The 24,709-nt window shown below is 68.8% G+C and carries 21 protein-coding genes; 7 read left to right on the forward strand and 14 right to left on the reverse strand.

Annotation, left to right across the window (positions count from 1 at the left end; all coding sequences use genetic code 11):
• Positions 1-88: 88 nt before the first annotated feature.
• From HWX62_RS17505 to HWX62_RS17525, 5 genes are all read right to left on the reverse strand, one after another.
• A complete protein-coding gene (locus tag HWX62_RS17505; protein ID WP_175931561.1) occupies positions 89-727 on the reverse strand; it encodes an aldolase in 639 nt (212 codons plus the stop codon).
• Positions 724-2,025 carry a 3-oxo-tetronate kinase gene (gene otnK, locus HWX62_RS17510; protein ID WP_175931560.1) on the reverse strand — a complete coding sequence of 434 codons (1,302 nt, stop codon included), beginning with the start codon at positions 2,023-2,025 and terminating at the stop codon, positions 724-726. The genes HWX62_RS17505 and otnK overlap by 4 nt, the downstream gene beginning before the upstream one ends.
• Before the next feature lie 19 nt (positions 2,026-2,044).
• On the reverse strand, positions 2,045-2,935 hold the full coding sequence (ltnD, locus tag HWX62_RS17515; protein ID WP_006489132.1) for an L-threonate dehydrogenase: 891 nt from the start codon (positions 2,933-2,935) through the stop codon (positions 2,045-2,047).
• Between the two features lie 67 nt (positions 2,936-3,002).
• On the reverse strand, positions 3,003-3,707 hold the full coding sequence (locus tag HWX62_RS17520; protein ID WP_175931559.1) for an FCD domain-containing protein: 705 nt from the start codon (positions 3,705-3,707) through the stop codon (positions 3,003-3,005).
• A 190-nt stretch (positions 3,708-3,897) separates the two neighbouring features.
• A complete protein-coding gene (locus HWX62_RS17525; protein ID WP_175931558.1) occupies positions 3,898-4,959 on the reverse strand; it encodes a GlxA family transcriptional regulator in 1,062 nt (353 codons plus the stop codon).
• 286 nt (positions 4,960-5,245) lie between these two features.
• Between HWX62_RS17525 and HWX62_RS17530 the strand changes: the two genes are divergently transcribed.
• From HWX62_RS17530 to HWX62_RS17555, 6 genes are read left to right on the forward strand one after another with little or no spacing between them, the layout of a single operon-like run.
• Positions 5,246-6,631 (forward strand): L-serine ammonia-lyase, encoded by a 1,386-nt coding sequence (locus tag HWX62_RS17530; protein ID WP_175931581.1) that lies wholly within the window; start codon positions 5,246-5,248, stop codon positions 6,629-6,631.
• Between the two features lie 14 nt (positions 6,632-6,645).
• Positions 6,646-7,890, forward strand: a complete 1,245-nt coding sequence (locus HWX62_RS17535) for a sarcosine oxidase subunit beta family protein (protein ID WP_175931557.1) — start codon at positions 6,646-6,648, stop codon at positions 7,888-7,890.
• A gap of 21 nt (positions 7,891-7,911) precedes the next feature.
• Positions 7,912-8,211, forward strand: a complete 300-nt coding sequence (locus tag HWX62_RS17540; RefSeq protein WP_011547035.1) for a sarcosine oxidase subunit delta — start codon at positions 7,912-7,914, stop codon at positions 8,209-8,211.
• On the forward strand, positions 8,208-11,219 hold the full coding sequence (locus HWX62_RS17545; protein WP_175931556.1) for a sarcosine oxidase subunit alpha family protein: 3,012 nt from the start codon (positions 8,208-8,210) through the stop codon (positions 11,217-11,219). Before HWX62_RS17540 ends, HWX62_RS17545 begins: the two co-directional genes overlap by 4 nt.
• Positions 11,209-11,841, forward strand: a complete 633-nt coding sequence (locus HWX62_RS17550) for a sarcosine oxidase subunit gamma (protein WP_175931555.1) — start codon at positions 11,209-11,211, stop codon at positions 11,839-11,841. Before HWX62_RS17545 ends, HWX62_RS17550 begins: the two co-directional genes overlap by 11 nt.
• Positions 11,838-12,278 (forward strand): dihydroneopterin aldolase, encoded by a 441-nt coding sequence (locus HWX62_RS17555; protein ID WP_175931554.1) that lies wholly within the window; start codon positions 11,838-11,840, stop codon positions 12,276-12,278. The genes HWX62_RS17550 and HWX62_RS17555 overlap by 4 nt, the downstream gene beginning before the upstream one ends.
• Positions 12,279-12,575: 297 nt before the next feature.
• On the opposite strand, the gene HWX62_RS17560 is transcribed toward HWX62_RS17555, so the two are convergent.
• From HWX62_RS17560 to HWX62_RS17585, 6 genes are all read right to left on the reverse strand, one after another.
• The gene (locus HWX62_RS17560) at positions 12,576-13,280 is read right to left on the reverse strand and encodes a lytic transglycosylase domain-containing protein (protein WP_175931553.1); all 705 of its coding nucleotides are present in this window, start codon (positions 13,278-13,280) and stop codon (positions 12,576-12,578) included.
• 157 nt (positions 13,281-13,437) lie between these two features.
• Entirely contained in the window at positions 13,438-13,833 is a 396-nt protein-coding gene (arr, locus tag HWX62_RS17565; RefSeq protein WP_175931552.1) for an NAD(+)--rifampin ADP-ribosyltransferase, read from the reverse strand.
• 32 nt (positions 13,834-13,865) lie between these two features.
• On the reverse strand, positions 13,866-14,633 hold the full coding sequence (locus HWX62_RS17570) for an ABC transporter permease (protein WP_175931551.1): 768 nt from the start codon (positions 14,631-14,633) through the stop codon (positions 13,866-13,868).
• Entirely contained in the window at positions 14,630-15,583 is a 954-nt protein-coding gene (locus HWX62_RS17575) for an ABC transporter ATP-binding protein (protein ID WP_175931550.1), read from the reverse strand. The genes HWX62_RS17570 and HWX62_RS17575 overlap by 4 nt, the downstream gene beginning before the upstream one ends.
• Positions 15,580-16,758: an ABC transporter permease gene (locus HWX62_RS17580; protein WP_175931549.1), complete on the reverse strand. Its 1,179-nt coding sequence runs from the start codon at positions 16,756-16,758 to the stop codon at positions 15,580-15,582. The genes HWX62_RS17575 and HWX62_RS17580 overlap by 4 nt, the downstream gene beginning before the upstream one ends.
• A complete protein-coding gene (locus HWX62_RS17585; protein WP_175931548.1) occupies positions 16,755-17,678 on the reverse strand; it encodes an ABC transporter substrate-binding protein in 924 nt (307 codons plus the stop codon). Before HWX62_RS17585 ends, HWX62_RS17580 begins: the two co-directional genes overlap by 4 nt.
• Positions 17,679-17,844: 166 nt before the next feature.
• Here HWX62_RS17585 and HWX62_RS17590 point away from each other — a divergent pair, with 166 nt between their 5' ends.
• Positions 17,845-18,774: a 2-hydroxyacid dehydrogenase gene (locus HWX62_RS17590; RefSeq protein ID WP_175931547.1), complete on the forward strand. Its 930-nt coding sequence runs from the start codon at positions 17,845-17,847 to the stop codon at positions 18,772-18,774.
• 236 nt (positions 18,775-19,010) lie between these two features.
• On the opposite strand, the gene HWX62_RS17595 is transcribed toward HWX62_RS17590, so the two are convergent.
• From HWX62_RS17595 to HWX62_RS17605, 3 genes are all read right to left on the reverse strand, one after another.
• Positions 19,011-20,981 (reverse strand): Xaa-Pro dipeptidyl-peptidase, encoded by a 1,971-nt coding sequence (locus HWX62_RS17595; RefSeq protein ID WP_175931546.1) that lies wholly within the window; start codon positions 20,979-20,981, stop codon positions 19,011-19,013.
• A gap of 684 nt (positions 20,982-21,665) precedes the next feature.
• Positions 21,666-22,934: a lipoprotein-releasing ABC transporter permease subunit gene (locus HWX62_RS17600; RefSeq protein WP_175931545.1), complete on the reverse strand. Its 1,269-nt coding sequence runs from the start codon at positions 22,932-22,934 to the stop codon at positions 21,666-21,668.
• Between the two features lie 333 nt (positions 22,935-23,267).
• On the reverse strand, positions 23,268-24,674 hold the full coding sequence (locus HWX62_RS17605; protein WP_175931544.1) for a methyl-accepting chemotaxis protein: 1,407 nt from the start codon (positions 24,672-24,674) through the stop codon (positions 23,268-23,270).
• Between the last annotated feature and the right edge of the window lie 35 nt (positions 24,675-24,709).

Here is a 24,709-nt window from a genome sequence, read left to right on the forward strand (position 1 = left end):
GCCGGATCGTATGTGTGTGCTGACGGAAGGGCCCGCGCACACGGCGGGCATGGAAGTCGGTACTACTGTGCGATCGGGATGAGGCGCGTTACCACCGCGCGCCGAAGGTCTGGCGCAGCTCGTCGAGCGCCGCGTCGGACAACGGCTCGGGCTTCGGCTGCGTCATCAGCCACAGCCGCGCCGTTTCCTCGAGCTCCTCCAGCGCATACGACGCGTGCGATACCGACGGCCCCCACATCACCGGGCCGAGTCGGTCGAGCAGCACGCCGCGCACCCGGTCGGCCAGCGCCGCGACTTCGGCCGCGACGGCCGGGTCGCCGGGGCGGCGGTAGCGGATCAGCGGAACGTGGCCGACCTTCATCACGTAGTACGGCGTGATCGGCGGCAGCACGTCGGTGTCGCGCCACACGCCCGTGAGCGTCAAGGCGACGAGGTGCGTCGAGTGCGTGTGGACGACGCCGTTCGCTTCGGCGTTGCGCGCATAGATGCCGCGATGCAGCGCGAGCGTCTTCGACGGCTTGCCGCCCGATACGGGCTGGCCGTCCGCGCCGACCTTCGCGATGTCGTTCGGGTCGAGCCGGCCGAGGCACGCATCGGTCGGCGTGATCAGCCATCCGTCATTCAGACGTGCGCTGATGTTGCCGGCGCTGCCGACCGCATGACCGCGCGCATACAGGCTCGCGCCGATCACGCAGATCTCTTCGCGCAGTTTCGCTTCGTCGCTCATCGTGCGGCTCCGTCCAGCGCGCGCAGCGCCTTGTCGAAAAAGTCCACCGTGCCGAAGTTGCCGGATTTCAGCGCGAGGCCGAGCGGCTGCGCGTCGATGGTGGCCGTGGCCGGCACGCCCGGATCGATCTGCGCGCCGATCTGCAGCGCCTTCACGTCGAGCGCCTGCACGACCGCGCCGGACGTCTCGCCGCCCGCGACGACGAACTTGCGCACGCCGAGTTCTCGGAGCCCGCGCGCGATCGCCGCGAGCGTGCTTTCGACGAGATGGCCGGCCGCGTCGACGCCGAGCGCCTGCTGCACGGCCTTCACTTCGTCGGGCGTGGCCGTCGCGTAGATCAGCACGGGCTGCGGCAGGTGCGAGCGCGCAAACGCGAGCGCCTGCTCGGCGACGGGCTCGCCGCGCGAGGCCGCGAGCGGATCGAGACGGAAGCTCGGCCGCGTCGCGCGCCACGCGCCGACCTGCGCGTTGGTGGCCTTCGATGCGCTGCCGGCGAGCACCGCCGACAGTCCGTCGATGCGCGGCAGCGACGCCGCATTGTCGCGCTCGGGCAGTTGCGCCGCGCGGCGGAAATTCGCCGGCAGGCCGAGCGCGATGCCCGAGCCGCCGGTCACGAGCGGCAGGCCCGCGCACGCTTCGCCGAGGACGTAGAGATCGCGGTCCGACAGTGCGTCGGCGATCGCGAAGCGCGCGCCTTCGGCGCGCAGCTGGTCGATCCGCGCACGCACGGCGGCCGCACCGAGTGCGATCGTGTCGTAGCGGATCAGGCCGACCGGCGACTTCGTCTGCCGTTGCAGCACGCGCACGAGGTTCGCGTCCTGCATCGGCGTGAGCGGATGGTTCTCCATCCCCGATTCGTTCAGCAGCACGTCGCCGACGAACAGGTGGCCGCGATAGATCGTGCGGCCGTTCTCGGGAAACGCCGGGCACGCGATCGTGAAGTCGCCGCCGGCCGCATCGAGCAGCGCGTCGGCCACCGGTCCGATGTTGCCCGCGTCGGTCGAATCGAACGTCGAGCAGTACTTGAAGAAGAACTGCCGGCATCCTTGCGCGCGCAACCATTCGTACGCGGCGAGCGATTGCGCGACGGCGTCTGCGGCGGGGATCGTGCGCGACTTCAGCGCGACGACGATCGCGTCGGCGTCGACGATCGTGTCGGCAGCCGCGCCGTCGGCGGGCACGCCGATCGTCTGCACCGTGCGCATGCCGCTCTTGACGAGCATGTTCGCGAGATCGGTCGCGCCGGTGAAATCGTCGGCGATGCAGCCGAGCAGGGGACGGGAAGCGGAAGCGGTCATGGCGGGAACGTCGTTCGAATCAGCGGGCGGGCGGCAGCGTGATGCCGGGGAAGGTCTTGATCACGGCGGAATCGTCCTCGCCGCCGTGGCCGGCGCTCGACGCGCTCATGAACATCTGGTGCGCGGTGGCCGACAGCGGCAGCGGGAACTTGCTGCGGCGCGCGGTATCGAGCACGAGGCCGAGATCCTTCACGAAGATGTCGACGGCCGACAGCGGCGTGTAGTCGCCGTTCAGGATGTGCGGCACGCGGTTCTCGAACATCCACGAATTGCCCGCGCTGTGCGTGATCACGTCGTACAGCGCGTCGGCATCGACGCCTTCGCGCAGGCCGAGCGCCATCGCTTCGGCCGCCGCCGCGATATGCACGCCGGCCAGCAGCTGGTTGATGATCTTCACTTTCGAGCCGATGCCGTGCGCGTCGCCGAGGCGATAGACCTTGCCGGCGATCGCGGCGAGCACGTCCTCGCAGCCGGCATACGCGGCGGCCGGCCCCGACGTCATCATCGTCATCTCGCCGGAGGCCGCGCGCGCGGCGCCGCCCGACACGGGCGCGTCGAGCATCTGCAGCCCGGCCGCTTCGATGCGCGCGCCGAGCGCGACCGCGAATTCGGGCGCGACGGTCGCGCTCGCGATCACGACGCCGCCCGGCTTCATTGCCGCGACCGCGCCGTGTTCGCCGAACAGCACCGTTTCCGTTTGCGCGGCATTGACGACGAGCGTGACGACGACGTCGCACTGCGCGCCGAGTTCGGCCGGCGTCGCGCAGGCGATGCCGCCTTCGGCGGCGAACGCCTGCAGCACGGTGTCGCGCACGTCGCATGCGTGGACGCGCAGGCCGGCGCGCAGCAGCGAGCGTGCGACGCCGAGGCCCATCGCGCCGAGGCCGATGACTCCAACATTTCGTGACATGGTCAACCTTGATCGATTCGGGAGAGGTTCGTGGCGGCGCGGCCGGGAACGGCCGCGGCCACCGGCTTCAGCAGATGCCGGCTTCCGCGAGACGGCGGGCGGCGTTGTACATGTGCGTGCGCGCCGCGTTGCGGGCGGCCATCGGGTCGCGTGCGCGGATCGCATCGGCGATCGCCGCGTGTTCGTCGCGCACCTGGCGCGAGAAATCCTCGCGCGTCGCCTCGTTGCGCCGCGTGACCTTCACGCCGGCTTCGAGGTACTGGTTCAGGAACTGCAGCGTCTTCAGGAAATACGGATTGCCGGTGACGGCGGCGATCGTGCGGTGGAACGCGACGTCTTCCGCGACGCCGTCGCGCCCTTCGGCCACCGCTTCGTCGATCTTGCGCAGCGCGTCGTCGATGTCGGCCATGTCGTCGTCGGTGTGGTGCAGCGCGGCTTCGGCCGCGACTTCAGCCTCGATCGCGCGGCGCACCGCGAGCAGGTGCGGCAGCGAGCTGGCCTCGACGGCCTCCGCATAGTCGATCCGCAGCGGCCGGATCGCGCCGTGCTGGTTCACGAACACGCCGCTGCCCTGGCGCGGCTCGACCACGCCTTCGTTCTTCAGCCGCGAGATCGCCTCGCGGATCACGGTGCGGCTCACGCCGAATTCCTGCGCGAGCACGGCCTCGGTCGGCAGCTTGCCGGTGGCCGAGAAGCTGCCCACTTCGATCTGCTTGAGCAGCTGCTGCGCGACGTGGTCGCTCATCGCGCGGGCGGGAATTTTCTCGAACATGATGCTCAGGTTTGTAAGGTGATGTGGTCATCATACAAATTTGAGCGTGCATCGGCATCCGGAATAACCCTCGTTTATCTCCGCCAACGTCGGTCAACTTGACTGGAACCGGTTCCAAAAAGAGCCTAAACCGATGCGAACGTGTGCCGTGCCTGCAATTGGCCAGCGAAGGCGCAAGCGCCCGGGGCCGTCAGTCTGCGATGTCCTCGACCGCGTCGGGCGTCGCGTCGATTTCGGCCACGTCGCCGCCGCGCTCGCGATAGGTCGCCGGCGGCACGCCGAACTGCTTGCGGAATTCGCGCCCGAGGTGCGACGCGTCGGCGAATCCGCAGCTCGACGCGATATCGGCGACCGTGCGGTCGGAACTCGTCAGCAGCCAGGCGGCCGTGCGCAGCCGCACCTGTTTCGCGAATGCCTGCGGGCTCTTGCCGGTCTCGGCCTTGAACAGCCGTTCGAGCTGCCGCGTCGACAGGTCGAGCTTGCACGCCAGTTCCTCGAGCGGCAGCGCCCGCCCGACGTGCTGTTCCATCAGAAGAATCGCGCGCTTGACCTTCGGGTGCGTCGCGGGCTCGAGGCCCGGCGGATGCGGCTGCGGCGCATTGCCTTTCTGCATTTCGCCGACAAGCAGGATGCGCAGCGCCTTCTGCACGGTGGCGTGATCGAAGTGGCGCAGCAGGATCGCGGCGGCGACGTCGATCGACGCGCGGCCGCCCGAACACGTGATCCGGCGCCGGTCGATCACGAACAGGCGGTCGGCGATCAGCAGGTCGGGATCGGCGGCCGGAAAGCGCTCGATGAAATCCCAGTAATGGAACCAGCTCACACAGGTGCGGTAGCCGTCGAGCACGCCGGCGCGCATCAGCGCGAACACGCCGGTGCAGATGCCGACGACGGTCGCGCCGCCCGTCGCCGCGCGGCGGATGAAATCGAGCGTTTCAGGGCCGGCCTGCGGCCCCGAATGCAGCAGCCCGCCGACCACTACCACGTAGTCGAACGGCTCGGCCGCGTCGAACGTCTCCCACGGCGTGATCTGGATCCCGCAGCTCGCGCGCACCGGCGCGAGCGTCTCGCCGATCACGCTCCATGCGCAGCGCACGGGCTTGCTGTAGTCGCCGTCGTCGGCCGACAGCCGCAGCATGTCGACGAAGCCGGAAAAGGCCGTCAGCGTGAAGTTCGGCAGCAGCACGATGCCGAAGCGGATGCGCCGCGGCGCGGGTTCTGCGAGGGGGGAGGCGGGTACGTCGGGGGTCATCGCGGCCAATCTTGTCACGCCGGGCAGGCGGTCTCACTCGTTTCACTCTGTTTGCGGGTTGCGGCTGCCGGAGGCGGCGCGGATGCAGCCAGCGTCGCCGATCGGCCGCGGCCGGACTTGTGGTTTTCCGTCGCGAACCATCGCCAAAACGCACTTTCCGGGCGGCCGGCGCGGCGCTTGGCGGCGCTATCCCACGCCGATGCCGTTTTTGTTCTATCGGCCGATTTTACGCTTTGATGTACTGGGGCCCAACGACATTTCACGCATGCAACCCAGAGGAAGCCAGATGAACGTCAGCGCGTTCGACCTGTTCAAGATCGGCATCGGTCCGTCCAGTTCGCATACGGTCGGCCCGATGATCGCCGCGTGCCGCTTCGCGTCGCACGTCGAGGACGCGAACCTGCTCGGCTTCGTGCGCCGCGTGCGGGTCGAGCTGTACGGCTCGCTCGGCGCGACCGGCAAGGGGCACGGCACCGACAAGGCCGTGCTGCTCGGCCTCGAGGGCCACCTGCCCGACACGATCGATCCGGACCTGATCGAGCCGCGGCTCGCCGCGATCCGTGCGGAGAAGTCGTTGTCGCTGCTCGGCAAGCAGACGGTGCGCTTCGACGAGAAGGAACACATCGGCTTCTATCGCAAGCTGATGAGCGGCACGAGCATCGTGCATCCGAACGGGATGCGCTTCCAGGCATTCGACGAACACGGCCAGTTGCTGGTCGAGAAAGAGTATTACTCGGTCGGCGGCGGCTTCGTCGTGAACCGCGACGGCGATCGCGTGAACGGCGTGCGTGCGGCGGTCGAGGTGCCGTATCCGTTTCGCACCGGCGACGACCTGATGCGCCAGTGCCGCGAGCACGGGCTGTCGATCGCCGAGCTGATGCTGCGCAACGAATGCGCGCTGCGCCCCGCCGACGAAGTGCGCGCCGGGCTGCTCGCGATCTGGCGCACGATGGCCGCGTGCGTCGAGCGCGGCTGCAAGGTCGAGGGCGACCTGCCGGGCCCGATGCGCGTGAAGCGCCGCGCGGCGGAGCTGAACGGCCGCCTGCGCGCGCGTTCGGAAGAGTCGCTGCGCGACCCGCTGTCGATGCTCGACTGGGTCAACCTGTATGCGATGGCCGTGAACGAAGAGAACGCGGCCGGCGGCCGCGTGGTCACCGCGCCCACCAACGGCGCGGCCGGCGTGATCCCCGCGGTGCTGCACTACTACGTGAAGTTCGTGCCGGGTTCGAACGAAGCCGGCATCGTCGAATTCCTGCTGACGGCCGCGGCGATCGGGATCATCTACAAGGAAACCGCGTCGATTTCCGGCGCGGAAGTCGGCTGCCAGGGCGAAGTGGGCGTCGCGTGCTCGATGGCCGCCGCCGCGCTCGCCGCGGTGATGGGCGGCACGCCGGACCAGGTCGAGAACGCGGCCGAGATCGGCATGGAGCACAACCTCGGGATGACCTGCGACCCGGTCGGCGGGCTCGTGCAGATCCCGTGCATCGAGCGCAACGCGATGGGCGCGATCAAGGCGCTGAACGCGTCGCGCATGGCGCTCAAGGGCAACGGCCAGCACTACGTATCGCTCGATTCCGTGATCAAGACGATGCGCGAGACGGGCGCCGACATGAAGACGAAATACAAGGAAACGTCGCGCGGCGGTCTCGCCGTGAACGTCATCGAATGCTAACGAAGGATCCAAACATGAGCCGCTACTCGATATTCAGCCTGTTCCGCAACGGCCTCTCGTATCACGAGAACTGGGAGAAGCAGTGGAAGAGCCCGGAGCCGAAGAAGGAATACGACGTCGTGATCGTCGGCGGCGGCGGCCACGGCCTCGCGACCGCGTACTACCTCGCGAAGGAGCACGGGATCACGAACGTCGCGATCCTCGAGAAGGGCTGGATCGGCGGCGGCAACACTGCCCGCAACACCACGATCGTGCGCTCGAACTACCTGTGGGACGAATCGGCCGCGCTGTACGAGAAGGCGATGAAGCTGTGGGAAGGGCTGTCGCAGGACCTGAACTACAACGTGATGTTCAGCCAGCGCGGCGTGATGAACCTGGCCCACACGCTGCAGGACGTGCGCGACACCGAGCGCCGCGTGAACGCGAACCGGCTGAACGGCGTCGACGCCGAATTCCTGACGCCCGCGCAGGTGAAGGAAATCGAGCCGACGATCAACCTGAACAGCCGCTATCCGGTGCTCGGCGCATCGATCCAGCGCCGTGCGGGTGTCGCACGCCATGACGCGGTGGCCTGGGGCTTCGCGCGCGGCGCGGACCGCGCCGGCGTCGACATCATCCAGAACTGCCAGGTGACGGGCATTCGCCGCGACGGCGGCGCGGTGGTCGGCGTCGATACGGTGAAGGGTTTCATCAAGGCGAAGAAAGTCGCGGTGGTCGCGGCCGGCAACACGACGACGCTCGCCGACATGGCCGGCGTGCGCCTGCCGATCGAAAGCCACCCGCTGCAGGCGCTGGTGTCCGAGCCGATCAAGCCGGTCGTCAACTCGGTGATCATGTCGAACGCGGTGCATGCGTACATCAGCCAGTCCGACAAGGGCGACCTCGTGATCGGCGCCGGTATCGACCAGTACACGGGCTTCGGCCAGCGCGGCAGCTTCCACATCATCGAAGGCACGCTGCAGGCGATCGTCGAGATGTTCCCGGTGTTCTCGCGCGTGCGGATGAACCGCCAGTGGGGCGGCATCGTCGACGTGTCGCCGGACGCGTGCCCGATCATCAGCAAGACCGACGTGAAGGGCCTCTATTTCAACTGCGGCTGGGGCACCGGCGGCTTCAAGGCGACGCCGGGCTCGGGCTGGGTGTTCGCGCACACGATCGCCCGCGACGAACCGCATCCGCTGAACGCGCCGTTCGCGCTCGACCGCTTCTACACGGGCCACCTGATCGACGAGCACGGCGCTGCCGCCGTCGCGCACTAACCGCACTGAGGAGAAAGAAACATGTTGCTGATCGAATGTCCGTGGTGCGGGCCGCGCGCCGAATCCGAGTTCACGTGCGGCGGTGAAGCCGACATCGTGCGCCCGGTGGCGAACGAGACGATGACCGACCGTGAATGGGGCGAATACGTGTTCATGCGCGAGAACAAGCGCGGGCTGCACAAGGAGCAATGGCTGCACACGCAGGGTTGCCGCCGCTGGTTCAAGGTGACGCGCGATACGGTCACCTACGATATCAAGGGCTACGAAAAGTTCGGCGGAGCATCCGCCGGCAACGCACACGAAGAGGGCACGAGCAAATGAGCCAGAAAGACCGCCTCGGCACCGGTGGCCGGATCAATCGCGCGATTCCGTTGACGTTCACGTTCAACGGCCGTACGTACCAGGGCTTCCAGGGCGACACGCTCGCGTCCGCGCTGCTCGCGAACGGCGTGCATTTCGTCGCGCGCAGTTTCAAGTACCACCGTCCGCGCGGGATCGTGACGGCCGACGTCGCGGAACCGAATGCCGTCGTGCAGCTCGAGACCGGCCCGTACACGGTGCCGAACGCGCGCGCGACCGAGATCGAGCTGTACCAGGGTCTCGTCGCGACGAGCGTGAACGCGGAGCCGTCGCTCGAGAACGACAAGTACGCGATCAACCAGAAGCTGTCGCGTTTCATGCCGGCCGGCTTCTACTACAAGACGTTCATGTGGCCGCGCAACATGTGGCCGAAGTACGAGGAGAAGATCCGCGAAGCGGCCGGCCTCGGCAAGGCACCCGAGGTGCTCGACGCCGACCGCTACGACAAGTGCTACGCGCACTGCGACGTGCTCGTGGTCGGCGGTGGCCCGTCGGGCCTCGCCGCCGCGTATGCGGCCGCCACGGCCGGCGCGCGCGTGATCCTCGTCGACGACCAGCGCGAACTCGGCGGCAGCCTGCTGTCGTGCCGCGCGGAGATCGACGCGAAGCCCGCGCTGCAATGGGTCGAGAAGATCGAGGCCGAGCTGCGCAAGCTGCCCGACGTGACGATCCTGTCGCGCAGCACCGCGTTCGGCTACCAGGACCACAACCTCGTGACGGTCACGCAGCGCCTGACCGACCACCTGCCGGTGTCGATGCGCAAGGGCACGCGCGAGCTGCTGTGGAAGATCCGCGCGAAGCGCGTGATCCTCGCGACCGGTGCGCACGAGCGGCCGATCGTATTCGGCAACAACGACCTGCCGGGCGTGATGCTGGCGGGTGCGGTGTCCACCTACGTGCATCGCTTCGGCGTGCTGCCGGGCCGCAACGCGGTCGTGTTCACGAACAACGACCGCGCCTACCAGACCGCGCTCGACCTGAAGGCGTGCGGCGCGAAGGTGACGGTCGTGGATTCGCGCGCGTCGTCGAACGGCGCGCTGCCGGCCGCGGCCAAGCGGCAGGGCGTGACGGTGATGAGCGGCGCGGTCGTCACGGCGGCTTCGGGCAAGTGGCGCGTATCGTCGGTCGACGTCGCGTCCTACTCGAACGGCCAGACGGGCGGCAAGCTGCAGACGCTGCCGTGCGACCTCGTCGCGATGTCGGGCGGCTTCAGTCCGGTGCTGCACCTGTTCGCGCAATCGGGCGGCAAGGCATGCTGGAACGACGAGAAGGCGTGCTTTCTGCCGGGCAAGCCCGTGCAGGCGGAAGCGAGCGTCGGCGCGGCGGCCGGCGAATTCGGGCTTGCCCGTGCGCTGCGGCTCGCGGTCGACGCAGGCGTGGAAGCGGCGAAGGCCGCCGGCTTCACGGCGGCGCAGCGCCCGGTCGTACCGCAGGTCGCCGAAACCGTCGAAGGCGCGCTGCAGCCGTTGTGGCTCGTCGGCAGCCGCGAGGCGGCCGCGCGCGGGCCGAAGCAGTTCGTCGATTTCCAGAACGACGTGGCGGCCGCCGACATCCTGCTCGCCGCGCGCGAGGGCTTCGAATCGGTCGAGCACGTGAAGCGCTATACCGCGATGGGCTTCGGCACCGATCAAGGCAAGCTCGGCAACATCAACGGGATGGCGATCCTCGCGCAGGCGCTGGGCAAGACGATTCCGGAAACGGGCACGACGACGTTCCGCCCGAACTACACGCCCGTGTCGTTCGGCACGTTCGCCGGCCGCGAGACGGGCGATTTCCTCGACCCGATCCGCAAGACCTGCGTGCACGAATGGCACGTCGAGCACGGCGCGATGTTCGAGGACGTCGGCAACTGGAAGCGGCCGTGGTATTTCCCGAAGAAGGGCGAGGATCTCCATGCGGCCGTGAAGCGCGAATGCCTCGCGGTGCGCAACGGCGTCGGCATCCTCGACGCGTCGACGCTCGGCAAGATCGACATCCAGGGGCCGGACGCGGTGAAGCTGCTGAACTGGATGTACACGAACCCGTGGAACAAGCTCGAGATCGGCAAGTGCCGCTACGGGCTGATGCTCGACGAGAACGGGATGGTGTTCGACGACGGCGTGACCGTGCGCCTCGCCGACCAGCATTTCATGATGACGACCACCACCGGCGGCGCGGCACGCGTGCTGACGTGGCTCGAGCGCTGGCTGCAGACCGAATGGCCCGACATGAAGGTGCGCCTCGCGTCCGTCACCGATCACTGGGCGACATTCGCGGTGGTCGGCCCGAAGAGCCGCAAGGTCGTGCAGAAGGTGTGCCAGGACATCGACTTCGGCAACGAAGCGTTTCCGTTCATGAGCTACCGCAACGGCACCGTCGCCGGCGCGAAGGCGCGCGTGATGCGGATCAGCTTCTCGGGCGAGCTGGCCTACGAAGTAAACGTGCCGGCGAACGCGGGCCGCGCGGTGTGGGAAGCGCTGATGGCGGCCGGTGCCGAATTCGACATCACGCCGTACGGCACCGAGACGATGCACGTGCTGCGTGCGGAGAAGGGCTACATCATCGTCGGGCAGGACACCGACGGCTCGATCACGCCGTACGACCTCGGGATGGGCGGGCTCGTCGCGAAGTCGAAGGACTTCCTCGGCAAGCGCTCGCTGTCGCGCTCGGATACCGCGAAGGAGGGCCGCAAGCAGTTCGTCGGCCTGCTGACCGAAGACGAACAGTTCGTGCTGCCCGAAGGCGCGCAGATCATCGCGAAGGACACGCAGGTGTCGGCGGTCGATCCGACGCCGATGATCGGCCACGTGACGTCGAGCTACTACAGCCCGATCCTGCAGCGCTCGATCGCGCTCGCGGTGGTGAAGGGCGGCCTGAACAAGATGGGCGAGAGCGTCGTGATTCAGCTGGCTAACGGCAAGCGCATCACCGCGAAGATTTCGAGCCCGGTTTTCTACGATACCGAAGGGGTGCGTCAGCATGTGGAATGAAACGAGAAACCAGACGCCGGTGGCGGGTGCGGGCGGCGTGACGCTTGAATCGCCGTTCGTCGGCGCGGCCGACGTGCTGAAGGCGCACCAGGCGCGGGCATCGAAGAAGTTCACGCTGCGCGAGCGGCCGTTCCTCGATCTCGTCAACGTGCGCGGCGAGTCGAGCGATCCGGCATTCGTCGCCGCGTTCGAGCGCGTGGTCGGGTGCCGGCCGCCCGCGACGCCGAACACGGTGGCGCGCGGCGCCGAGTACGACGTGCTGTGGCTCGGCCCCGACGAATGGCTCGTGCGGTCGAACGGGCCGGTTCAGGCCGGCGTGCTCGAAGCGAAGCTGGCGGAGGCCGTGCAGGGCCTGTACGCGGCGGCCGTCGACGTCGGCAGCGGCTACACCGTGGTCGAAATCAGCGGCGAACGCGTGCGCGACGTGATCGCGCGTGGCTGCCCGCTCGATCTGCATCCGCGCGTGTTCAAGCCGGGCCAGTGCGCGCAGTCGCACTACTTCAAGTCGCCGATCACGCTGATCCCGACCGGCGACGACACGTTCGAGATCGTCCTGCGTCGCAGCTTCGCCGACTATTTCGTGCGGATCATGCTCGACGCCGCGGCGCCGCTCGCATCATGAAGCCGTTCGACGAACCGTTCGTGGCGATCGACGCGCCGTGCCTGCGCGGGCGCGGCTGGAGCGTGTTCGTCGACGAACTGAAGGTGCCCGCGCGGATCGGCATTCACGCGCACGAGCACGAGGCGCCGCAGCCGATCGTGATCGATGCGCGGCTCGGGTATCGCTGCGAGCCGAGCGAACAGGGCGAGTGGATCGATTACGACGGGTACTGCGCACGCGTTGCGTCGTTTCTGGCGCACAAGCCGCATACGCGGCTGCTGGAGACGCTCGTCGCCGATCTCGCGGTGCTGTCGTTCCGCGAATGGCCGGCGCTGGAGTCGCTGACGCTGTCGATGTACAAGCCGAAGATCCGGCCGGGGACGAAGCGCGTCGGCGTGTCGCTCGACTGGACGCGCGGGGATTACCTGCGGTGGACGGGGGCGGCGGGGCAGCTTTGACCGGAAGGGGCCGGATCGAGGCACGAGGGAGGTGATCCGGCGATTCCATGGGGCGGCGGCGCGAAGGCGCAGCCGTACTCGTTTATAGTTCCTGAAATGTCAGAATAATGGGCCGCCGCCAGCTACTGGACGGCTTCGGCCTCAATCCGCTCGTCGTACCGAAACGCGAAGTACCGGTCGCGCGCAACGCATTGCGCGATCACGCCACGGCGCGCACCTCTGCTCCGGAGCCGCATCAGGGCGCGTGAGCGTACCCGAGATCAGCGTTGAACTTTGCCGGTATCGGCCTGCATGCACTTATTTCGCGGTGCGGTTCGCGGCGGGCGCCGGGCCGGACGGATCGCTGACCGGCACCATGTGCGCCTTCCCGTTGTTCGCATCGTTCGCGGTATTCGGGGTATTCGCGCTTTTCGCATCGTCCTCGGGTTCGAGCACGAACCGGAACGCGTCGACGCGCTGCATCACCTTCGCCGCATACGCGCTGGATCCGCCGCTGTAGCTCTTCAGCCCGGCCTGCACGTTGCCGCCGGCTGCTTTGACATAGCCCGACAGGATCCGGGAGCCGGCCTCGACGTTCGCATTCGGCTCGGTGAGATCCTTCACGTTGCGCAGCATGCCGCGGTGCGCGGACGGCACGACCTGCATCAGCCCGGTCGCGCCATGCTGGCCGCGCGCCTTTTCCTGGAAGCGCGATTCGATCGAAATGATCGCGTAAACGAGTGCCGGCGGCAGTGAATATTTCGTCGCAGTGACGCTCACGATGTCGGCGAGCTTCGCGGCCTTTTCTCTTGCGACGCCGAATTTCTTCGTGAGGTAGGTGGTGATGCGGCGGTTTGCTTCGTTCGGCTGATCGTTGGCGTTCGCGAGCGGCGCGGAGGCGACCGTCGGCGCCGATGCCAGTGCGTCGGGCGCGGATGCGGGCGCCGCGGGCGTTTGCTGTGCCGCGGCCTGTTGCGCAATGCCGAGCGAGAGCACGATCAGCCAGAAAAACCGTCGTCGCATGGTCGAGTGCGGGGAAATGGGAGGCGCATAGTATATCGGCCAATCGCGGTGGACGGTCGAGCGCCCGCTCGAATGAAAGCCACGTGTAGGTTTGTGACGTTCGCGATGCCCGGCGAGCCGATCGTTGCACGGACACGCATCGGAGTCCGGATGAACGCTAGTTGATGATCTCGCCCATGCCGGTTTCGATGCGGCTTCTGAGCTGCGCGATGAACGCCGGATCGTAGGGTTCCCAGCTCTCGAGTTCGCCGACGATCTTCAAAGGCGACGTGCTTCGATACGAGCGCGTCGGATTGCCGGGGAATTTCTTGTCCGTGACGTTCGGGTCGTTTTCGAATTCGCCGGTGGGCTCGACGATGTAGACGCGCGGCCGGCCGTCGCCCTTGGCCATTTCCGCGGCCAGGCCGGCACCTTTGGGCAGGGCCGTGAAGTAAACGTGATTCATCACGACGTCATCGCGATAATTCGATCTGAAGCCTGCCGTCAGCAAGTCGCCGATCCGCAAATCCGCTTTCGTGCCATGAAAAAACGGGCCGGCGTCGAGGACGGACATGGTTGCTCCTTCGAAAAATTGCGTGACGGCTTCTACGCGCGCCGCGCGCTCGCCACGCGCGCTATCGTGCCGATCGCATCGCTGACGAGCACCGCCAGCAAGCCGACGATCACGCCGCCCTGCAGCACGAACGCGGTGTTCGACGTTTGCAGGCCGGCGATGATCACGTCGCCGAGCCCGCGCGCGGCGACCGTCGAGCCGATCGTCGCGGTGCCGAGATTGATCACGACCGCGAGGCGGATGCCGTTGACGATCACCGGGAACGCGAGCGGCAACTCGACGGATATCAGTTGCTGCCAGCCGCTCATGCCCATCCCGCGCGCGGCGTCGACGACGTCGCGCGGCACGTCCTCGAGCCCCGCGATCGTGCTTTCGAAAATCGGCAGGAGCCCGTACAGCACGAGCGCGATCAGCACGGGCTTCAAGCCGAAGCCGACGGCCGGCACGGCCAGCGCGAGCACCGCGACCGGCGGGAAGGTCTGGCCGATATCGACGACGCTGCGCGCGACCGGCAGGAAATCCGCGCCGAACGGCCGCGTGACCGCGATGCCGGCCGCGACCGCGACGATCGTGCCGATCAGGCTCGACAACGCGACCGTGCCGAGATGCGCGAGCGTGAGATCGAGCAGGCTCGCGCGATCGTAGATCACCGGCGCGCCGTTGTCCGCGAACGGCGCGAACAGGCCCTGCAGCCAGGCCGGGCGCAACAGCAGCACGAGCAGCAGCGCGAGGGCGACTGCACGGGCGACGTACGCGGGAAGCGAGGACTGCGTGGGCCGCATGCGGCTGCGCGTCGTCATGCGGGCTTCCTCGCGTGCGAGCGGATCGCGTCGAGCGTGATGCGGCGGGGGGCGTGCGTGTCGCGGTTGCCGTCGGCCGTGTCGTCCACGGGCAGCGCATCGACACCGCGCCACAACAATTCGGACACCGCATCGCGCAGCGTGCGCGTCGCGGCGATCGGTTCGCCGTCGGCATGGCCGGCTTCGGCCACGGCGTCGATCGGCGTGAGCGCGAGCAGGCGCAGCGGCCGGTCGACGCCCGCGACGAGCTGTTCGACGACACCCGGTGCCGGCTCGCCGAGAATCTCGGCCGGCGACGCGACCTGCAGCAGCCGTCCGCCGTCCATCACCGCGATCGTGTCGCCGAGCTTCAGCGCTTCCTCGATATCGTGCGTGACGATCACGACCGTGATGCCGAGGCGGCGTTGCAGCGCGAACAGGTCGTCCTGCGCCTTGTTGCGGATGATCGGATCGAGCGCGCCGAACGGCTCGTCCATCAGCAGCATCGCGGGCTCGGCGGCGAGCGCGCGTGCGACGCCGACACGCTGCTGCTGGCCGCCCGACAGTTCGTGCGGCAGCTTGCCCGCGAACTCGGCCGGCGCGAGATGGAACAGGTCGAGCAGTTCGTTCACGCGCGCGTCGATGCGCTCGGCCGGCCAGCCGAGCAGGCGCGGCACGGTCGCGATGTTGCGCGCGACGCTCCAGTGCGGAAACAGTCCGTGCCCCTGGATCGCATAGCCGATGCCGCGCCGCAGCTGCTCCGGCGCGACGGTCGCGGTATCGACGCCGTCGATGCAGATCGTGCCGCTGGTCGGCGCGATCAGCCGGTTGATCATGCGCAGGAGCGTCGACTTGCCGCTGCCCGATGCGCCGACGAGCGCCGTGATCGTGCCGCGTTGTATCGTCAGCGAGACGTCGTCGACGGCGACCACGTCGCCGAAGCGTTTGCCGACCCGTTCGATCTCGATCATCCTGCACGCCCCTTCGCGAGCGACGTCGCGGCTTCGAACACGACGGCGGCCGCCAGTGCGAGCGCGATCGTCGGGATCGCGCCGAGCAGCACGAGATCGGCGGCCGATTGCCCGATCCCCTGGAAGATGAAGGTGCCGAATCCGCCGCCGCCGATCAGCGCGGCCACGGCGGTCAGGCCGATGTTCTGCACGAGCACGATGCGCACGCCGCTCAGGATCACCGGCAGCGCGAGCACGAGATCGACGCGCAGCAGCCGCTGCGCGCGTGTCATGCCCATCGCGCGGGCCGCTTCGGTCACGTGCGGCGGCACCTGTTCGAGCCCGACCACGACGCTCGATGCGATCGGCAGCAGCGAGTAAAGGAACAACGCGAGCACGGCCGGCGCGACGCCGATGCCGCGGATGCCGAGCGCGGCCGCGAGCGGCACGTGCGCGGCGAGCAGGCCGAGCGGCGCCATCATCAGCCCGTACATCGCGATGCTGGGGATCGTCTGCACGATATTGAGCACGGGCATCGCGACGGTGCGCACCGCCGCGACGCGCGCGCAGACGATGCCGAGCGGCACGCCCGCGACGAGCGCGGCGGCGACCGAGCCACCCGCGAGCGACACGTGGCGGGCCGCTTCGCGCCAGAAATCGTCGCTGCGCACCGCGTATTCGCGCATCACGGAGAGGCCGTCCCACCAGCCGCTCGCAAGCGGCACCGAAACCGCTGCGATCGCGACGGCGAGCGCGGCGAGGCGTCGCCACGGGCCGAACGCGAGGCGGGCGAGCGCGTCGGCGATGAGCACCGCCCACGCGAACAGCAGCAACCAGACGCCCGCGTCGGGCGATACGCGGGCCAGCATGTCGTCGGGCGCGACGACATGCCGCGCGGCCGCGCCGACCGCATACGCGAGGGTCGCGAGCCCCGCGCAGCCGGCCGCGAGCCGCCACGCGGGACGGCGCACCGTCATTGCCCACAGCGCGCCGGCGGTCCACAGCGCGGCGAGCGCGGCGCCTTGCATCGGCGGCAGCGCGGCGAACACCGTCAGCCCGGTGCCGGCCGCGATCCGGTTCGGCCGCAGCACCGCGAACGACAGGCCGAACACCGCGACGATCGTCAGTACACCGATCAGGATGCCGACCTTGTCGAGCGTGACGCGCCGCGCGGACGCCGCCGCGCGATCCGTCATTTCACGAAACCCTTCGCTTTCAGGTAGCTTTTCGCGACGCCGGCCGCCGGCTCGCCGTTGAGCTGGATGCGCGCGTTCAGCGATTGCAGCGTCTTCAGGTCGAGGCTCGCGAACACGGGCTTCAGCAAGTCGGCGATCTGCGGATGCGCTTTCAGCACCGCTTCGCGGATCACCGGCGCCGGTGCGTAGACGGGCTGCACGTGCTTGTCGTCGTCGAGCACCGCGAGGCCGCTCGATGCGATGCCGCCGTCGGTGCCGTAGACCATCGCGGCGTTCACGCCGTCGGTCTGGTTCGCGGCGGCCTTGATCGTCGCGGCCGTGTCGCCGCCGGACAGCACGACGAGCTGCTCGGGCTTCAGCTTGAAGCCGTACGCTTTCTCGAACGACGGCAGCGCGGACGCGCTGTTCACGAATTCGGCCGAGGCCGCGAGCTTGACCTTGCCGCCGCCGGTCACCCACTTGCCGAAATCGGAGAAGGTCTTCAGGTGCTGCGATTGCGCGACGGGCGCGAGCAGCGCGACGCCCCACGTGTTGTTCGCGGGCGCCGGTGCGAGCCACACGAGATGGTTCGCCGCGTAGTCGAGCTGCCTGGCGGTGTCGTAGCCTTGGCTCGCGTTCTTCCAGACCGGGTCGTCGGCCTTGTTGAAGAAGAACGCGGCGTTGCCCGTGTATTCGGGGTAGACGTCGATCTCGCCGCTCGTGAGCGCCTTGCGCACGATCGGCGTCGTGCCGAGCGCGATCTTTTCGGTGACGGGAATGCCGTGAGCCTTCAGCACCTGTGCAATGAGGTTGCCGAGCAGGTTGCCTTCGGTGTCGATCTTCGACGACACCACGACGGGTGCGTCGGCATGCGCGCCGGGCGCGACGATGGCGGCGGCGAACGCGAGGCCCAGGATCCGGGCGGGCAGGGCGAGCTTCATCGGGGCCAATCTCCAGGACGGGGGCGTACGCCGAAAGTTACTTGACTGAGCCGGCTTTGGCAAACCGCGTGCGGCGGCGCGCCCACAACCGGTGTGGGGATAACCCGCATCCGTCGCGCGGGCTTGTTACACTCGGATTCATTCCCGCCTGCGGACATTTGCTGACATGAAGCCCGAGCTGCTGGTCCTCATCGCGCTGCGCGGCGACGCGCATCGCGAGATCGCCGCGTCGTTCGACGTGCGTTATGCCCCCACTCCGGATGCGCGCGAACGCGCGATCGCCGAACACGGCAGCACGATTCGCGCGGTGCTGACCAACGGCAGCACGGGCCTGACCGGCGCCGAGATCGACCGGTTGCCGCAACTCTCGTTCGTCAGCGCGCTCGGTGCGGGCTACGAGCACATCGACGTCGCGCATGCGAAGGCGCGCGGCATCACCGTGGTCACGGGCGCCGGCACCAACGACGATTGCGTCGCCGACCACGCGTTCGCGCTGCTGCTCGCGGCGGTGCGCAACGTCGTGCAGCTCGATGCGAAAACCCGCGCGGGCGTGTGGCGCGACGGGCTGTCGATGCCGCCGAACGTGTCGGGCAAGAAGCTCGGCATCGTCGGGCTCGGCAAGATCGGCGAGAAGTGCGCGCGCCGCGCGGCCGGCTTCGACATCGAGATCGGGTATCACAACCGCTCGGAGAAGCCGGTGCCGTACCGCTATTTCGACCGGGTCGACGCGCTCGCGCAGTGGGCCGATTTCCTGATCGTCGCGACGCCGGGCGGCGCGGGCACGCGGCACCTGATCGATCGCACCGTGCTCGACGCGCTCGGCCCCGGCGGTTTTCTCGTCAACGTGTCGCGCGGCAGCGTTGTCGATACCGCTGCTTTGGCAGACGCGCTGCGCGAGCGGCGCATCGCGGGCGCGGGGCTCGACGTGTACGAAGGCGAACCGGAGCCGCCTCGCGTGCTGACGGAGCTCGACAGTGTCGTGCTCACGCCGCACATGGGCGGCTGGTCGCCCGAGGCGCTCGATCGTTCGGTGCGGCAGTTTCTCGACAACGCGGCGCGGCATTTCGCGGGGCAGCCGGTGTTGACGCCGGTGTGATCGACCGGAGGCGGCGTCGAATCAGTCCGCCTGTCTGCGGAATGCCCGGTAGAAATCCGGCAGGTTCGCCGGCTTGACGGCATCGAGACCGATCCAGGCGAACTGGTTGCGCTCGTGGCTCCGCACGATTTCACGGCGATCGACCGCGCACTCCCTTCATGCAGAGATCCCCCGCCCGCATCGACGGACATGCAGGCGGGGGAGGCGGTGCCGTTACACCGGCAGCCGGTGCACGATTACACGCCCGCCGACGGCGAAACCAGCGGTACCGTCACCGACGTGCCGGCCGGATCGAGCGTCAGGCCCGTGCCCGGCGTCGGCCGCAGCGTCGCCTCGTAGTCGCTGGAGAGGACGACGAGCCCCAGCCGGTGGCCGGCTTCCAGCTTGTAGTCGCGCGGCATGAACGTCAGCTTCAGGTCGTACGGCATGCCGGGCAGCACGGGTTGCTGCACCCACTCGGACAACCGGTTGCGCGGGTCGGTCCACGCGCGCGTGACGATCGTCGCCGTGCCGTCCGGCGCGCGGTCGACCAGCAGCGCCGTCACGTTCGCGACACCCGTGAAGGTCAGCCTGACGCGTGCGGTCGCCGCGCCGGAGAGGCGCGTCGCGGCGGTCAGCGGGGCCGTCTCGAAGCGGCTGCGGTTTTCGCCGGTCGGCGTGTTCGCCAGCGTGAGCGCGGGAATGCGCGCATCGTCGGTGAAGCGCGCGAGCGGGCCGCCGCTCGGCAGCCGCAGCAGCGTGCCGGTGGTCGCGCCGTCGCCGCCCGCGAAGTACGTGACCGGCGTGGCGCGACGCGCGGCCCAGTCGGCTTCCTTCAGCAGCGTGCCGTCCGCCTGCGCGATCACCGCGCGCGGATCGCGCTCGACGCCGTTGTCATAGCCGATCAGGTAGCGCGTGAACCACCGGTTCACCTCCGCCGTCCATGCGTCGGCCATCGCGGGCACGCGGGTCGGATCGGTGTGCTTCAGGCGGTGCAGCCACAGCTGGGTCGGCACACCCTGGCGTCGCATCGCCAGATACCACGACGTCGACTGGTCGACACGCACGTTGTCGTCGGTGAGCCCCTGCGCGACGAGCGCCGGTGCGACCGCGAGCGCGGTCGGAATGTCGCGGGCGGCCCAGAACGGCGAATAGTCGCCGGTCTTGCGATCTTCCTGTTGCAGCGCTTCGTCGATCAGGTGCGTGCAGCGCTCCGGATGCGCATTCGTCAGCAGCGCCTTGATGTACACGTCGACATCCTCGCCCTGATAGCCTTCCGGCGCGCGCACGAGGCCGCCCGAGCGGTAGTAGCCGTACATGTTCGACAGCCCGGCGATCGGCACGATCGCGTCGAGCCCGCGCGTGCGCAGGCTCGCGACCATCTTCGGCAGCGTGCCGTCGTACGACACGCCGTACATGCCGACGTGGCCGGTCGACCAGTTCGCGACGACCGGCTTGCCGTTCGCGTCCTTCGCGGTCGCGTCGCGGCCGAGCCAGTGGATCACCGACGCCATCGCGACCGATTCGTCGCGCGTCAGGATCGTCGGGCAGCCGTCCGAGCCGGCGGTGCCGAGCGAATCCGCGTAGACGATCGTGAAGCCGCGCGGCACGAAGTAGCCTTCGATCCACGAGCGGCCGGCGGCGGCCGCCTCGACCTGCTGCAGCATCCGCGACTGAGGCGCGGCGGCCAGGATGCGCGTGGACGCCGAAGCCGCGGCGCTGGCGGCCGCGGCCGGATGCGGTGTGCCGTCGAGTTCGACGTCGACGTCGTGGTTGGGGCTGTCGGCGAGCCCCGCGTAATACGGGCTCGCGAGCACGATGACGGGCGTGCGTGCGCCGTTCGCCGTTTCGGACGGCCGCACGATGCGCACGTGGATGCGGTCGCGCGTGCCGTCGCCGTCGGAATCGACCGGCGTGTCGACCCACGCGTGCTCTTCGATCGTGCCGCCCGACAGCGACGGCTGCACCTGGCCGTTGCTGATCACCGGCTGGTAGCGTCCGCCGCTCGCCGGATTCGCGTACGGCACGCCGGACGGCGAAAAGCGCGCCGCGAGCGATCGCGTATCGGATGTGTCGGCCGCGGCGGCGGCTCCCTCCTGTTGGCCTTGCGCGAGCGCTGACGCGCCCGCCACGCTGCCGCCGTCGTCGCCGCCGCACGCGGCGAGCGTCGCGGCCGCCACGAGCGCGGGCAGCCATGCGCGCCGCACTCCGGTTCGATGAATGTTCATGGAATCGACCTCGTCTCTTGTGATTGTGTGGAACCGGCCGGCTCGCGATACGCCCCCTGCGGCCTGGCCGGGTACTGCGTCGGGTGAAGCGGAACTGCACCATCAGAAACGGCGGGCGAGACGCCGGCGAGTCTCGCCCGGTGCCGGCGCGCGTCAGGCGACGCGCCTCCGGCCGGCGTCGAGGCGAGTGCATCGCCCCGCGCGGAACGCGTCAGTGCGGCGGCTTGCCACGAATGCAGGAGTGCGAATCAAATCTGGGCATGCCCGGGCTTCCTTCAGGTTTCGGATGAAACGGAACGGCACGATGCGGTGAGGCGGGAATGTTGCGAACGGCGGTGCTGCAACGGCAGGAAAGCGCGACGCGAGTCGGCACGCTGGCCGGATTGCTTTCCGGAAGCTTGCGCAGAAGTTATCTCAGTGAAATGCCCGTGTCAAACTTTTTTAGTTTGTATCAAACAAAGTTTCTGTGTGCCTGCGGCAGGCGGCCTTTTCGCTCGCGCGACTGAACGTTGCGCGCCCGCTATCGTCGGGCGGGGCGATTGTCGTCGACCCGTCCGGCAAGACGTCCCGCGGCATGCGTCCGGAACGCGTCGGCGTCGGCTTCGACGGGTTCGCCGACTACGCGCCGGGCGGCAGCAACAGCGCCGGTTTTCACGAGACCGCGTCACGCCGCGCCGATCGCGTCTACTCGTCGCGCAGCGCCTCGGCCGGCCGCACCCGTGCGGCGCGCCAGCTCGGGTACAGCGTCGCGACGCACGACATCAGGAACGCGGCCGACGCGATCCCGATCACGTCGACGGCCGAGAGCTTCGACGGTAGTGCGCTGAGGAAATACACGGACGGCGTCAGGAAGCGGATGCCGAGCAACTGCTCGACCGCCGGCAGCACCACCGGGATGCTGACCGCGATCGCGCAGCCGAGCGCGACGCCCGCCAGCGTGCCGGCAAGACCGATCGTCATCCCTTGCACCGCGAAGATCTTCATGATCGAGCGGGGCGGCGCGCCGAGCGTGCGCAGGATCGCGATGTCGCCCTGCTTCTGCGTGACCGTCATCACGAGCGACGACACGAGGTTGAACGCGGCAACGGCGACGATCAGCATCAGGATCAGCGACAGCATCCGTTTCTGCAGCCGCTCGGCTTCGAACCACGTGCGGTTCTGTTGCGTCCAGTCGCGGAGATACAGGTTGCCCGACAGCGTGCGCGACAGCGCCAGCGCGATCTCCGGCGCGCGCTGCAGATCGTCGACGCGCAGCCGGATGCCGGTCGGCGCGGGCACGTTGAACAATTGCTGCGCGTCGCGGATGTGGATGTACGCGAGCGCGCTGTCGTACTGGTAGTGGCCCGACTCGAACGTGCCGACCACGTTGAACTGGCGGAACCGCGGCAGCGCGTCGCCGACGCGCGCGGTGTTGCCGGGCGCGAAGAACGTGATGCGGTCGCCGATCTTCACGTGCAGCGCATCGGCAAGCGCCGCGCCGAGCACGATGCCCATTTCGCCCGGTACGAGCGCGTCGAGGCGCCCGGTCTTCAGCTTGCGGGCGATGTCGGACACGCGCGGCTCGAGCACGGGATCGATGCCGCGCAGCGCGACGCCCGTCACGTTGCCCGCGTTCGTCAGCAGCGCCTGGGCGTCGACATAGGGTGCGACGGCGCGCACCGCGGGATGCTGCAACGATTCGTGCGCGGTCAGCCGCCAGTCGGGCATCGAGCCGGACGGCGCGAAGATTTCGACGTGCGCGAGCACCGACAGCATCCGGTCGCGCACCTCGGTGCGAAACCCGTTCATCACCGACAGCACGACGATCAGCGCGGCCACGCCGAGCGCGATGCCGGCCATCGCGGCGCCGGCGATGAACGACACGAAGCCGTCGCCGGCCGAGCGCCGGCCGCCGCGCGCGTAGCGCAGCCCGATCTGCCATTCGAACGGGAGTTTCAAGCGGTTTCCTTTCATGTCGATTCGACCCATGCCGAGCCGCGCATTCTAGCGAACGCGGCGCGACCGCGTGCGGAGGTCGTCGACGCGATGAACGTCGAGCACAGGCTGCGCGAGCCGTCGCGTGCGCTGTCGCCGCGGCTGAAGCGCGTGAGATATGCGTGGCAAGCGGCGATCTGCGGAACGAATGGTTTCCCAGCGGCGCTGGACGGGGGCATTCCGCGCACGTCGCCGCTGCTCGGGCAGCCGCGCCCGGCCGGCAGCCATACGAGGCGGGTGGTCGACGCCCACGGGCGCGGCGGCCGGTGGGCGTGTGGGGGGGCGCAGCAGGCGCGTCCCGCGTGCGCCGATTCAGACGCTGTAGCCGATCCGCAGGACGCCCCACGGCCGTCCGCCGACGACGATCGGCGCGGACACGTCCTTCATCAGCGCGAACTGGCCGTTGCCCATGTCGCGGCGATAGGTCTGCAACAGGAACGGCTTGTCGTGCGATACCGACATGCGCGCCGTCCGGTCCGTATAGATCCGCCGGTTCCGCGCGTTCGCCGCGTTCCAGGCGGCGTCCGCGCGCTGGGGCAGCGAGAATTTCCGGTTGTGGGTCGGCAGGTAGCACTGCCGGTCGAAGCTCGCGCAGTAGACGATGCGTTCGTCGAGATCGAGCACCGGCTCCTGGATGGCCGGCAGCACGCGATCGGTGAAAGCCGTGAAGCGCGTCATGAACTGCTGCGGGTCGGTGCCCGGAATCGGTTCGTAGTGCGTGTCGAAGAGCGCGTCGAGCGCGATATCGCCGCGGCCGACTGCGTCCTCGAACAATTTGCTGATCGCGGCGGCCGTGCTCCGTGCGGTATCGATCAGGCGCGTGTCGGGCGATTCGATGCCGGTCGCGGCCGTGAGCTCGATGAGCGTCTCGGAGACGGACAGCAGGTTGCCGAGCCGGTCCTTGGCTTGCGCGAAATTGTCGGCCGAGTTCTCGACGCCGGACGCCATCTCGCCCACCTGCTCGTCGAGGCGGTGGCACTGCGCCTCGATCTCGTCCGTCAGCGACGCGATTTGCTCGGCCTCGCCGGCCAGCTCGGTGATCGCGTGGCCGGTCGCGTGCACGACCTCGCCGATCGTGCGCGTGCCCTCGCGCACGCGATGCGCGCGGGCGGCGTTGTCGGTGCCTTCCGCGAGCAGGTGCTCGGTCTGCTCGGCGAGCCGCGCGAGGGTCGTCTCGATCTGGGCCGTCGCCTGCCCGGTCTTCGCGGACAGGTTCTTGACCTCGGCCGCGACGACCGCGAAGCTGCGCCCGGACTCGCCGGCGCGCGCGGCCTCGATCGCGGCGTTCAGCGCGAGCAGGTGGGTCTGGCGCGCGATGACGGAGATTTCCTCCGACACGGCCCGCACGTGATCGAGCGCGTCGCGCAGCGCGCCCATCTGGTCGCTGATCGTGGTGACGCCCTCGACGAGGCCGTGAATGTCCGCGAGCGACGCCTCGATCGTCTGCTGCGACTGCCGGACCGCATTCGACGCGTTGGCGCTCACGTCGCGCACCTGCTGCGCGGCTTCGGCGATCCGGTGGTTGCCGCGCAGCGTGAGGGCAGCCGATTCGCGCAACGTATGGCAGACCTCCGCCTGCCGGGCGACGCGGGCCGCGACTTCCTCGACGTGGCCCGACACGTCGCAGATCTCGATGCCGAGCCGGCCGGCCTGCTCGGCGATGTCACCGACGAGCGCGCGCGATGCGCGGCGGCCGCGGCCGATTCCGAAGAAGTTCACGTTGGCGGGTCTCCTTGATGGCTCGCGCGCCGGCT

This window comes from Burkholderia sp. BCC0506, assembly GCF_902833145.1.
Taxonomy (GTDB): Bacteria; Pseudomonadota; Gammaproteobacteria; order Burkholderiales; family Burkholderiaceae; genus Burkholderia.

What these genes read in the sequence shown, in the direction of transcription:
- HWX62_RS17525 (WP_175931558.1), bottom strand. Translation starts at nt 4,959, where the DNA reads ATGACCCCCGACGTACCCGCCTCCCCCCTCGCAGAACCCGCGCCGCGG.
- HWX62_RS17540 (WP_011547035.1), top strand. Translation starts at nt 7,912, where the DNA reads ATGTTGCTGATCGAATGTCCGTGGTGCGGGCCGCGCGCCGAATCCGAG.
- HWX62_RS17545 (WP_175931556.1), top strand. Translation starts at nt 8,208, where the DNA reads ATGAGCCAGAAAGACCGCCTCGGCACCGGTGGCCGGATCAATCGCGCG.
- HWX62_RS17575 (WP_175931550.1), bottom strand. Translation starts at nt 15,583, where the DNA reads ATGATCGAGATCGAACGGGTCGGCAAACGCTTCGGCGACGTGGTCGCC.
- HWX62_RS17580 (WP_175931549.1), bottom strand. Translation starts at nt 16,758, where the DNA reads ATGACGGATCGCGCGGCGGCGTCCGCGCGGCGCGTCACGCTCGACAAG.
- HWX62_RS17555 (WP_175931554.1), top strand. Translation starts at nt 11,838, where the DNA reads ATGAAGCCGTTCGACGAACCGTTCGTGGCGATCGACGCGCCGTGCCTG.
- ltnD (WP_006489132.1), bottom strand. Translation starts at nt 2,935, where the DNA reads ATGTCACGAAATGTTGGAGTCATCGGCCTCGGCGCGATGGGCCTCGGC.
- HWX62_RS17595 (WP_175931546.1), bottom strand. Translation starts at nt 20,981, where the DNA reads ATGAACATTCATCGAACCGGAGTGCGGCGCGCATGGCTGCCCGCGCTC.
- arr (WP_175931552.1), bottom strand. Translation starts at nt 13,833, where the DNA reads ATGTCCGTCCTCGACGCCGGCCCGTTTTTTCATGGCACGAAAGCGGAT.
- HWX62_RS17585 (WP_175931548.1), bottom strand. Translation starts at nt 17,678, where the DNA reads ATGAAGCTCGCCCTGCCCGCCCGGATCCTGGGCCTCGCGTTCGCCGCC.
- HWX62_RS17535 (WP_175931557.1), top strand. Translation starts at nt 6,646, where the DNA reads ATGAGCCGCTACTCGATATTCAGCCTGTTCCGCAACGGCCTCTCGTAT.
- otnK (WP_175931560.1), bottom strand. Translation starts at nt 2,025, where the DNA reads ATGACCGCTTCCGCTTCCCGTCCCCTGCTCGGCTGCATCGCCGACGAT.
- HWX62_RS17505 (WP_175931561.1), bottom strand. Translation starts at nt 727, where the DNA reads ATGAGCGACGAAGCGAAACTGCGCGAAGAGATCTGCGTGATCGGCGCG.
- HWX62_RS17600 (WP_175931545.1), bottom strand. Translation starts at nt 22,934, where the DNA reads ATGAAAGGAAACCGCTTGAAACTCCCGTTCGAATGGCAGATCGGGCTG.
- HWX62_RS17560 (WP_175931553.1), bottom strand. Translation starts at nt 13,280, where the DNA reads ATGCGACGACGGTTTTTCTGGCTGATCGTGCTCTCGCTCGGCATTGCG.
- HWX62_RS17520 (WP_175931559.1), bottom strand. Translation starts at nt 3,707, where the DNA reads ATGTTCGAGAAAATTCCCGCCCGCGCGATGAGCGACCACGTCGCGCAG.
- HWX62_RS17550 (WP_175931555.1), top strand. Translation starts at nt 11,209, where the DNA reads ATGTGGAATGAAACGAGAAACCAGACGCCGGTGGCGGGTGCGGGCGGC.
- HWX62_RS17530 (WP_175931581.1), top strand. Translation starts at nt 5,246, where the DNA reads ATGAACGTCAGCGCGTTCGACCTGTTCAAGATCGGCATCGGTCCGTCC.
- HWX62_RS17570 (WP_175931551.1), bottom strand. Translation starts at nt 14,633, where the DNA reads ATGACGACGCGCAGCCGCATGCGGCCCACGCAGTCCTCGCTTCCCGCG.
- HWX62_RS17590 (WP_175931547.1), top strand. Translation starts at nt 17,845, where the DNA reads ATGAAGCCCGAGCTGCTGGTCCTCATCGCGCTGCGCGGCGACGCGCAT.